Origin of the sequence: Hymenobacter coccineus, assembly GCF_001816125.1 — a bacterium.
In the GTDB taxonomy this organism is placed as follows: Bacteria; Bacteroidota; Bacteroidia; order Cytophagales; family Hymenobacteraceae; genus Hymenobacter; species Hymenobacter coccineus.
On the sequence record NZ_MDZA01000079.1, the window covers coordinates 1 to 10,275 of the forward strand.

Annotated in this window: 10 protein-coding genes; 5 read left to right on the forward strand and 5 right to left on the reverse strand. The window is 66.7% G+C overall.

Annotated elements, in window-relative coordinates:
• Positions 1-71: 71 nt before the first annotated feature.
• The gene (locus BEN49_RS27630) at positions 72-230 is read right to left on the reverse strand and encodes a hypothetical protein (RefSeq protein ID WP_158022765.1); all 159 of its coding nucleotides are present in this window, start codon (positions 228-230) and stop codon (positions 72-74) included.
• A gap of 176 nt (positions 231-406) precedes the next feature.
• Here BEN49_RS27630 and BEN49_RS06155 point away from each other — a divergent pair, with 176 nt between their 5' ends.
• The 3 genes from BEN49_RS06155 to BEN49_RS06165 all read left to right on the forward strand — a co-directional run bounded on the left by BEN49_RS06155 (position 407) and on the right by BEN49_RS06165 (position 2,858).
• Positions 407-1,093, forward strand: a complete 687-nt coding sequence (locus BEN49_RS06155; protein WP_070742176.1) for a response regulator transcription factor — start codon at positions 407-409, stop codon at positions 1,091-1,093.
• A 147-nt stretch (positions 1,094-1,240) separates the two neighbouring features.
• Positions 1,241-2,593: a sensor histidine kinase gene (locus BEN49_RS06160; RefSeq protein WP_070742178.1), complete on the forward strand. Its 1,353-nt coding sequence runs from the start codon at positions 1,241-1,243 to the stop codon at positions 2,591-2,593.
• Between the two features lie 55 nt (positions 2,594-2,648).
• Complete coding sequence (locus BEN49_RS06165; protein ID WP_070742180.1) at positions 2,649-2,858, forward strand: hypothetical protein; 210 nt, start codon at positions 2,649-2,651, stop codon at positions 2,856-2,858.
• Positions 2,859-2,999: 141 nt separating this feature from the next.
• On the opposite strand, the gene surE is transcribed toward BEN49_RS06165, so the two are convergent.
• On the reverse strand, positions 3,000-3,902 hold the full coding sequence (gene surE / locus BEN49_RS06170) for a 5'/3'-nucleotidase SurE (RefSeq protein WP_070742182.1): 903 nt from the start codon (positions 3,900-3,902) through the stop codon (positions 3,000-3,002).
• A 75-nt stretch (positions 3,903-3,977) separates the two neighbouring features.
• Here surE and BEN49_RS06175 point away from each other — a divergent pair, with 75 nt between their 5' ends.
• Entirely contained in the window at positions 3,978-5,744 is a 1,767-nt protein-coding gene (locus BEN49_RS06175) for a M14 family metallopeptidase (protein WP_070742184.1), read from the forward strand.
• Positions 5,745-5,892: 148 nt separating this feature from the next.
• On the opposite strand, the gene BEN49_RS06180 is transcribed toward BEN49_RS06175, so the two are convergent.
• Positions 5,893-6,807 carry a DUF5996 family protein gene (locus tag BEN49_RS06180; RefSeq protein ID WP_070742186.1) on the reverse strand — a complete coding sequence of 305 codons (915 nt, stop codon included), beginning with the start codon at positions 6,805-6,807 and terminating at the stop codon, positions 5,893-5,895.
• Positions 6,808-7,153: 346 nt separating this feature from the next.
• Between BEN49_RS06180 and BEN49_RS06185 the strand changes: the two genes are divergently transcribed.
• On the forward strand, positions 7,154-7,843 hold the full coding sequence (locus tag BEN49_RS06185) for a 2'-5' RNA ligase family protein (RefSeq protein ID WP_070742188.1): 690 nt from the start codon (positions 7,154-7,156) through the stop codon (positions 7,841-7,843).
• A gap of 103 nt (positions 7,844-7,946) precedes the next feature.
• Here the strand turns inward: BEN49_RS06185 and BEN49_RS06190 are convergent, their stop codons facing one another.
• Entirely contained in the window at positions 7,947-9,191 is a 1,245-nt protein-coding gene (locus tag BEN49_RS06190) for a bifunctional 3,4-dihydroxy-2-butanone-4-phosphate synthase/GTP cyclohydrolase II (protein WP_070742190.1), read from the reverse strand.
• Between the two features lie 110 nt (positions 9,192-9,301).
• On the reverse strand, positions 9,302-9,802 hold the full coding sequence (locus BEN49_RS27635) for a glycosyltransferase (RefSeq protein WP_158022766.1): 501 nt from the start codon (positions 9,800-9,802) through the stop codon (positions 9,302-9,304).
• Between the last annotated feature and the right edge of the window lie 473 nt (positions 9,803-10,275).

The following is a 10,275-nucleotide window of genomic DNA, read 5'->3' on the forward strand; positions in this document are numbered from 1 at the left end:
AAGAGGGCCGCCGGGTGGGCCCCAGCGCAGGGCCTCCACCAGGGCCTGGGCGCGGGCCTGGCCGGCGGCCGTCAGGGGCGGGTCGGCAGGCCGGAGGTGAGTTCCTTTTCGGCGTGGCGCACCAAGTACACGGTGAGGGCGGGCGGCGCGTCGGGCGCGGCGGCCACGCCCAGCCATGCGGTGGCCAGCACCAGCAGGGCCAGCGTAAGGCGTAACGTCCAGGGCTTCATAGCAAGAAAAATTAATGCGTGACGGCGGGTCCAAAGAACGGAAAATTGGGCCCCAACGCCCACATTAAAAAATTTCTTCATCAAATCGACAGCAAATCTTCATCTTTATCTAACCATCACGTTCCGAATGTTGTGTCGCCAACGCGGCTTCCCTCCCACTTCCCCCTCCCCCAGCCATGCACGTTCTGCTTGTCGAAGACGAAAAAAGCCTCCACCAGGAAATGCGGCAGTTCCTGCGGCAAGCCCAGTACCTGGTCGATTCGGCGTTTACCTACTCCGAAGCCTCAGAAAAGCTGTTCGTGAACAGCTACGATTTCGTGCTCCTCGACCTGGGCCTGCCCGACGGCGACGGCCTCGACTTGCTGCGCGAAGCCCGCCCCCGCGAGGGCCAGGAGGCGTCGTTCATCGTCCTCACCGCCCGCGGGGCCCTCGACGACCGCATCCGCGGCCTCGACCTGGGCGCCGACGACTACCTGCCCAAGCCGTTTTCGCTGCTGGAGCTCACCAGCCGGATGCAGGCCATCACGCGCCGCAAGTTTGGGCTGAAGCGCACGGAAATCACCTTTGGCGACGGCTTCAGCCTCGACGCTACGGCGCGCATCGTGCGCCAGGGCGGCCAGGAGGTGCCCCTCACCAAGAAGGAATTCGACCTGCTGCACTACCTGCTGCTGCACCGCGGCCGGGTGCTCACGCGCCTGCAACTCGGCGAGCACCTGTGGGGCAACGTGCTGGAAGACGATTCCGACTCGAACTACATCGACGTGCACATCAAAAACGTGCGCAAAAAGCTCGCCCAGTTCGCCCCCGCCGACTTCCTCGAAACCGTGCGCGGCATCGGCTACCGCGCCTCGGAGGCGGCGTAGGCAGCCGGCTTTCACCAAGAAGAACGTCATGCTGAGCTTGCCGAAGCATCTCTCCCGCTGAGTAACTAATTACTGCTGCGGGAGAGATGCTTCGGCAAGCTCAGCATGACGTTCTTTTGTGTTTCTACCAAAGTTTTATTTTTTCCAATGCGCTTAGAAACCAAGCTGGCCCTGTTCAACGCGCTGTCGAAGCTGCTACTGGTGCTGCTGGGGGTGCTCATCATCACGCCCATTGTGCAGCGGGTGGCGGTGGCCCACACCGACCAGCGCCTGCACGAGAAGAAGCTGGAGGTGCTGGCCCTGGTGCAGCGCGACGGCCTGGCCGCCTTCGTGCGCGCCGAGCGCAGCGAAATTTACGCCGATTACAACCTGCTCAAGCAGGAATACATCAGCATCACGCCGCTGCCGGAGGGCCCCGCGGCCCCCACCGAGCGCGTGTTTGAGGAGCGCCGGCAGGTGGACAACGAAGTGGAAGACTTCCGCATTTTGAGCAGCGTGGTGCCGGCCCAGCGGCCGGGCGGGCGGGCGTTTCGGCTGGAAATCGGCTCGTCGCTGGGCACGCTGGAGCTGCTCACGCACACGCTGCGGCAGTTGGCACTGTGGGTACTGGTGGCCGTGGCGCTGCTCACGGTGCTCTCCGACGTGGCCTTTGCCCACTACCTGCTGGGGCCCCTACGCGAGCTAACGGTGCGCAAGCTGCGCGGCATCCGGCAGCCGTCGGAGTTTTCGTTTGCCCCCATCGCCACCGGCACCACCGATTTCCGGCGGCTTGACGATGGCCTGAACGCGCTGATGCGCCAAATTCAGTCGGCCTTCGAAAAGGAGCGCGAGTTTATGAGCAACGTGAGCCACGAGTTGCTCACGCCGGTGAGCATCTTGCAGTCGCGCTTTGAAAACATGCTGCAAGACCCTACGCTGCCCGAGCAGCACGCCCAGCAGGTGGTGGAGTCGCAGCACACGCTCTACCGCCTGCGCAACACGGTGCGCACGCTGCTGCTCATCGCCAACATCGAGAACGAGCAGTACCTGCGCGACGAGGTGGTGAGCCTCACCCAAACCGCGCGCGACGTGGCCGAGGAGCTCGACGACCGCCGCCAGCAGCGCGACCTTAGCTTGGCCGTGGACCTGGCCCCCGACTTGGTGCTCCCCCGCGCCAACGCCACGCTGCTGCACACGCTGCTGCGCAACCTGCTGGCCAACGCCATCAAGTACAACCACGCGGGCGGCACCATCCGCATTGCGGGGCGGCCCACGCCGGCCGGCGGCTACGCCCTGCGGGTGGAGGACACGGGCCCCGGCATCGCCGCCGAGCACCTACCCCAGTTGTTCGACCGGTTCCGGCGGTTTTCGGCGCCCGGCCCGGGGGCCCCGGAGGGCTACGGCCTGGGCCTGCCCATCGCCCAAACCATTGCCGCCTTCCACGGGGCCACGCTGCGGGCTGAGTCGGTGCTGGGCGAGGGCACCGCCTTCGTAGTCGAGTTTGGGCCAGCGGCGGGCTAGGCCACGGGGGCAGGGGTTCACAGGGGCTTCACCCACCGGGGGCTAGCTTCCTGCCGTGATTGCTGCCCTTGCCCTGCGGGTTCTAAAATACGTGCTTCTTGGTGCGCTGGCGCTGGTGCTGGGCGTGGTGGCGGCGGACCGCTACGGGGCCCAGCACCAGCGCCGCACCGCGCCCGCCGTGCCGGTGGTAGTGCGCAAGTCGGCCTGGGGCCCCGGCCGCACCAAAACCGTGCGGGCAGTGCCGCCGGGGCCCCAGCAACTTTAGTCCGCCGCGTGGGTGCCCGGCGCGGGTGCGGTAATTTTGGCAGGGATTAAAAATGATGAATTAAGAATTAAGATGCTGGTTGCCAGAATTTTAATTCTTAATTCATCATTTTTAATTATATCCAACGATTTCGAAATTGCCCTAGCCCGCGGCCGAACTGCCCAGCTCGGGCGCGGCAATGCCGTAGTCTTCGTTTGCCACGGGTTGGGGCGCGGCGTCGGCCGCGCCGGCTTCGGGCAACGGCAATTGCCACTGGTGGCTGAGGAATTCCAGGCCGCGGTAGGCCGTCAAATCGAACTGGCAGGGCACAATGGACACGTACTGGTGGGCCAGGGCCCACTCGTCGGTGTCGGTGCCGTGGTCGAGGTTCACGAACGAGCCGATGAGCCAGTAGTACGGGCGCCGGTAAGGGTCGTGGCGCTCGTCGAACTCCTCCTGCCACTTGGCGCGGGCCTGGCGGCAGAGGCGCAGGCCGGCAATGGGGCCCGCGGCGTTCTTGGGCAGGTTTACGTTCAGGGCCGTGCCGGGCGGCACGCCGTGGTCCAGGGCGTGCTGGCAAATTTGGGTAATCCAGGGTTCCAGGTGCGAGAAATCGGCATCGTCGCCGTATTCGCATAGCGAAAAGCCGATGGCCGGCAGCCCCTCGATGGCCGCCTCGATGGCCGCCGACATGGTGCCCGAGTACAGCACGTTCACCGACGAATTGGAGCCGTGGTTAATGCCCGACACCACGAGGTCGGGCGTGCGGTCCTTCAGCACGTGGTGCTTGGCGATTTTCACGCAGTCGGCCGGGGTGCCCGAGCACTGGTAGGCGGCCACGTCGGGCCCAAACACGCGGTTTTCGACTAGGCGCAGCGGCTGGCCGATGGTGATGGCGTGGCCCATGCCCGATTGCGGCGCGTCGGGCGCAACCACCACCACTTCGGCCCCCAGGGCCTGCACGATGCGCACCAAGTGCCCAATGCCGGGGGCGGTGATGCCGTCGTCGTTGGAGACGAGGACGAGGGGGCGGGGGCGGGCGGCGGCGAGGGGCGAATCAGACATGAGCTAAGTAACGGTACTGCTAGGGTTACGCGGGGGCCCCGGGCGCGGTTCGGCTTTTTGACGGAATTTGCGGCCATGTTCGCCTTCCTGCTCGCCGCCCTGCTGCCCGTCTTCGCCCCCGCTCCGCCGCCCGCACCCGCCTGGCGCACCCCGTTTGAGCGCGACCCGGCCCGCAACACCACCGCCACCCACGCCGAATGCGTGGCCTACTACCAGCGGCTGGCCGCCGCCTACCCGGCCCAAATCAGTATGCGCGAGGCGGGGCCCACCGACTGCGGCCTGCCGCTGCACGAAGTAGTGATTTCGGCCGATGGCGACACCGACCCGGTGCACCTGCGGGCCCTGCACCGGCCGGTGCTGTTCATCCAGAACGGCATTCACCCGGGCGAGCCCGAGGGCATCGACGCGAGCATGATGCTGGCCCGCGACCTAGTGCAGCAGCCGCGGCTGGGCAAGTTGCTGGCGGGCGTCACGGTCGTCATCGTGCCGATTTACAACGTGGGCGGGGCCCTGAACCGCAACAGCACCACCCGCGCCAACCAGAACGGCCCGGCCAGCTACGGCTTCCGCGGCAACGCCCGCAACTTCGACCTGAACCGCGACTACGTGAAGCAGGATTCGCGCAACGCCCGCTCGTTTGCGGCGCTGTTCCAGAAGTGGCAGCCCGAGGTATTTGTGGAAACCCACACCTCCAACGGGGCCGACTACCAGTACACGATGACGCTCATCCCGACCCAGCCCAGCAAGCTGGCGCCGGCCCTGGGGGCCTATTTACAAAAGGAAATGCTGCCCGCGCTGTATCAGGGCATGGCCCAGAAAAAGTGGCCCCTGACGCCGTACGTGGACTTTGCGGGCGAAACGCCGGAGAGCGGCATGCAGGCGTTTTTGGAGAGCCCGCGCTACTCCACCGGCTACGCGGCCCTGTTCCACACCATCGGCTTCATGCCCGAAACCCACATGCTGAAGGCCTACGGGCCCCGCGTACAAGCCACCTACGACCTGCTGCTGACCATGCTGGCCACCGTGCAGCGCCAGGCCCCTGCCCTGCTGGCCGCCCGCGCCGGGGCCCTGGCCGCGCAGGCCACCCAAACCACCTTCCCCCTGGCCTGGGCCCTGGACGACAAGCCGAGCGAAACCGTGCAGTTCCGCGGCTACGAGGCCGGCCACCGGCCCAGCGACGTGAGTGGCCAGCCGCGCCTGTACTACGACCGCGCCCGGCCCTACACCCGCCCCGTGCCCTACACCAACACGGCCCACTCCACGGCCACCGTGGGGGTCCCCACAGCCTATATTATTCCGCAGGCCTGGGCCGACGTGGTGGACAACCTGCGCCGCAACGGCGTGCAGCTCACGCGCCTGACGCAGGACGTAACCGTGCCCGCCGAAACGTATTACGTCGAAGATTTCCAGACCGCACCCCGCCCCTACGAGGGCCACTACCTGCACAGCAAAGTGCGCCTGCGCACCGCCGGGGGGCCCGTGGCCTGCCGCGCCGGCGACTACGTGGCCCGCGTGGCCCAGCCCGCCGCCCGCTACCTCGTGGAAACCCTGGAGCCCCAGGCCACCGACTCGTTCTTCGCCTGGGGCTTCTTCGACAGTATTTTGCAGCAGAAAGAGCACTACTCCGACTACGTGTTCGAGGACCTGGCCGCCGACCTGCTGCGCCGCGACCCGGCCCTGCGCCAGCAGCTCGACGACGCCAAAAAAGCCGATGCCAAGTTGGCCGCCAGCGGCCCCGCCCAGCTCGAATGGGTGTACCAGCACTCGCCCTACCACGAGCCCACTTACAACCGCTACCCCGTGGCCCGCTGGCTCGGCCAGGGCCCTTTGCCGGTAGAATAACCGCTGAGTGTAGCGCGGACTTTGTAGTCCGCGGCTCTGCACAGTCGCTGAACGATTATCGGTAGAACGAAGTGAGAGCCGCGTACTACAAAGTCGCGCTACAGGCCATTCGGCGACCGTGCGGCCACGCGGACTCGCACAGGCCACGCTACTCCATTTCCAGTCCCTCCCGGTTCCAATTAGCCAGGGCGGCGGCGGCTTCGTAGGTGCTTTGGCAGAAGTCGAGTACGGCGGCGCGGGGGTCGGGGGCGGTGCGGGCGGCTTCGTAGGGCAGCAGGAATTCGCCCATTTCGGCGCTGAACGCGGCCGTGGCGGGGCGCACGGAGGCCCCGGCGAAGCCCGCCGGGGCCGGGTAGGCGTAGCTGTAGAAGGCGGCTTCAGCGCCGTTGCCGCCGGGCCACCAGCCGGCGCTGCTCAGCTCGGCGTTGTAGGAGGCGCGCGTCACCCAATCGGCCAGGTTGGGCACGCCGCCGGGGTGCACGGGCGCGGGCCGGCCCGAGAAGCGCGTGACGGCCAGATCGAAGCTGCCCCAGAAGAAATGCACCGGGCTGCACTTGCCCGCAAAGTGGCCGCGGAACTCCTGGAGCACACCCTCGGCCAGCAGCAGCACGTCCCAGAAACGCTCGGCGGCCACCGCATCGTAGTGGCAGTGGTGGTGGTCGGCGGGGAAGGGCGTGGCGTCGGCCAGCTCCACCGGCACGGGCCAGATTTTCACGTCGATGCCCGCCCCGCGCAGCAGCGCGAGGTAATCGTGGTAGAAAGCGGCCACCGACTGGGGCCCCAGCGCCCGCTCGTGCGCGGCCCCAGCGCTGGTGAAAAGCCGCAGCCGGTGGGCCCGGAAATCGAACAGCACCTCAAACGAGCCGCCCGCGTAGGGCACGGGCCCCGTGCTGAGGCCCCGGGGCGTGACGTAGAACGTGGCCTGCCACCACTGGTTAAGCATGGGGCTGAGCGCCAGGCGCGTTTTGCCCACAATTTGCGTCCAGCGGTGCAGCGTGTCGCGGGTGGGGGCCCAGGCGGCGGCGGGCAGGGCGGGCCAGGCAGGAGCGGCGGTAGCGGGCATGGGGGCAAGTGCTTGGTGCGGGCGGCAAGGTAAGCGCCACCGGCGGGGGCCCCACGCGGCGGCATGAGCGTTTTTATTAACTCAGACAGCTTCTTGTACTCGTCGCGTAGGGTGCGGGGCTTGTCCCCGCCCGTCGTTGAACGGATCCAGTTGCAACGGTGGGCGGGGGCAAGCCCCGCACCCTACCCCGTTTTTGCAAATCATTTCGCGACGAGTATAAGCAACGACATCTTATAGGTTCCAGCCGCGCAGGGCCCTGGGGCAGCGCCGCCCGCGCATTGTGGGCCGGGGCGCGATCTTTAGGGGCCCCAGCCGGCATGGCCCGGGCCTCCAAAAGCTGCTTCACATGGACCTTCAAGCATACTACGATGCCATGCGCGCCACCGCCATCCAACGGCTGACGCAGGGGCAAGCCGCGCTAGACCCGCTGATTGATTCGCCGGACGACGACCGCCGCGGCCTCACGCTACTGGCGCGGCCCCCGGCCCGCATCACCGCCGCCCTCGCCGCTATTATGGATGATTTCCGCCGCACCGAGCCCCACCAGTACTACTACCCGGCCGCCGACGTGCACCTCACCGTGCTGTCCATCATTTCCTGCTACCGCGGGTTCGAATTGCCGATGGTTGACGCCGCGGCGTACCGGGCGACCGTGCGCGAAATTGTGGGGCCCGTGCGGCCGTTCGGCGTCACTCTTTCGGGCCTCACGGCCTCGCCAGGCGGTATTATCGTGCAGGGCACGCCCACCGGCCCCGGCTTGGCCGAGCTGCGCGACCGCACCCGCGCCTACTTCCAACATTCGCCCTTGCAGCAGTCCATCGACCAGCGCTACAGCATCCAAACGGCCCATTCCACCGTCATCCGCTTCCGCGCCAACCTCCTGGATACCAAAACCCTGCTGACCAAAATCGAAAAATACCAGCACCACTTCATCGGCACGTTTGAAGTGGACGAAGTAGAGCTGGTATTCAACGACTGGTACCAGCGGGCGGCAAACACCGTGCTGCTGGAGAAATACACCCTGGCTGGGGCCTAAAAGCCGTACCACCAAGCTGTGCTTGGTCTTGCCCATGCTGCCCTAAGAGCCCCGAATGCAAGACCAAGCACAGCTTGGTGGTACGGCTTTTAGGCCCCGGCTACTAAGCTGCGGGGGCCCCAGCGCTGGTGGCCAACGCCGCCTCGGCGTCGCGCAGGATTTCGTGACCCATTTTGTCGCGCTTGGTGGCCAAGTAGGTGGCGTTGTGGGGGTTGGAGGCGATTTCGATGGGCACGGTTTCGACCACTTCCAGGCCGTAGGCGGACAGGCCGGTGCGCTTCTTGGGGTTGTTGGTGAGCAGGCGCATTTGGCGGATGCCCAAGTCGCGCAGAATGGCGGCGCCCACGCCATAGTCGCGTTCGTCGCCCCGGAAGCCCAGGTCCTCGTTGGCCTGCACCGTATCGCGGCCCTGCTCCTGCAACTTGTAGGCTTTCAGCTTATTGATGAGGCCGATACCGCGACCTTCCTGGTTCATGTACACCACCACGCCGCGGCCCTCGCGCTCAATTTGCTGCATGGCCTGGTGCAGCTGGGGCCCGCAGTCGCAGCGGCACGAGCCGAAAATGTCGCCCGTGATGCACGAGCTGTGCACCCGCGTGAGCATGGGCGCGGGGTCGCTCAGGTCGCCCTTCACCAGGGCCAGGTGCTGGGCCCCGTTGCTGCGCTGGGTGTAGGCGTAAAGGTCGAAATCGCCCCAGGCCGTGGGCATTTTCACCGAAATCTCGCGCTGAATCAGGCTCTCCTGCGCCAGGCGGTACTTGATGAGGTCCTGCACCGAAATCAGCTTCAAATCCCACTGCTTGGCCACTTTTTCGAGGTCGGGCACGCGGGCCATCTCGCCGTCGTCCTTCAGAATCTCGACCAGCACGCCGGCCGGAGCAAAGCCCGCGAGGCGGGCCAGGTCCACGGCGGCTTCGGTGTGGCCGGCGCGGCGCAGTACGCCTTCTTTGCGGGCCTTGAGGGGGAAGATGTGGCCAGGCTTGCCGAGGTCTTCGGGCTTGGTGGTGGAGTCCACGAGGGCCCGGATGGTTTTGCTGCGGTCGGAGGCCGAAATGCCGGTGGTCACGCCGTTGGTCAGCAAATCGACGCTCACGGTGAAGGGCGTGGCGTGCAGGGCCGTGTTGCGGCCCACCATCAACTCGAGGCCCAACTCGTTGCAGCGCTCCTCGGTGAGGGGCGCGCACACCAGGCCGCGGCCGTGGGTGGCCATGAAGTTGATGATTTCAGGCGTGGCGGCCTCGGCGGCGCAGATAAAGTCGCCCTCGTTTTCGCGGTCCTCGTCGTCAACTACAATAACGACTTTGCCGGCGCGCAAGTCCTCAATGGCGGATTCAATGGTATCTAACATAATTAATCGGGCAGTTCGCGGGGAAGAGCCAGGGCCCCGGGGGCAGCTGGCGGGCTAAAAAAGGTGCGCTTAAAAAGGTGGCCCGCCGGGAGCGGCTGGACCAACGGTAACTAACAATTCAGCAGCAATAAGTTCTCCAGGCGCGCCGTGGTGGCGGCCCAGTCGTAGTGCTGCTCCACAAAGGTGCGGCCCCGCGCGCCCAGTTGGTCGGCGGCGTCGGCGTCGGCCAGCAGCTGGGCCACGGCGTCGGCCAGGCCCGCGGCGTCGGCCGCTACCAGCAGGTGCTGGCCGGGCGTGCCCTGTAAGGCGTTGTTGGCCAGGGGCGTGGTCACGCAGGGCAGGCGCATGGCCATGGCTTCGAGCAGTTTGTTTTGCAGGCCCGTGCCCACCCGCATGGGGGCCACAAATACCCGCGCCTGGGCGTAGGCGCTGCGGATGTCGGGCAGCCAGCCGCTCACGGCCACGCCCGGCAGCCGGGCCAGGGCCCGCACCCGGGCCGCGGGCGTGGTACCGGCCACCAGCAGGCGAACCCCCGGGTGGCGGCGCTGCACCAGGGGCAGGATGCTTTCGGCCAGCCAACAGGCGGCGTCCACGTTGGGGTGGTAGCCCATGTTGCCGCAAAACAGCAGCTCGTAGGGTTGGGGGGCCCAGGCTGGGGCTGAAATACATCGAGGGCAATGCCATTGGGCACGAGGTGCACCCGGGCGCGCTCCGGGTGCGCCAGCAGCTGCCGGTCCTGGTCGCTGATGACGGTGTGGTGGCTGAACCAGGCGAAGGCTTCGGCTTCGTAGGCGGCCAGGCGACGGGCCTCCAGCGCCAGCACCGGCCGCTGCCAGGCCGGCGCGGTGGCCGCCCGCCGCGCCATACCGGCCGAAAACACGTCCATGTAATCGAGCGTCATGGGGAGCCGGCCGGCGTAGGCGCGCAGGTACTCGGCCATGCGAATGAGCTGGCAGTAAATGTGGTCGGGCCGAAATTCAGCCACCAACTTATCCACCAGCCGCTGGGCCCCGGCGTTGTAGAAGTAGCCCACCTGCAAGGGCCGGCCGCCGCTGGCCAGGGGCCCCCAGCAGCCCGCGCCCGC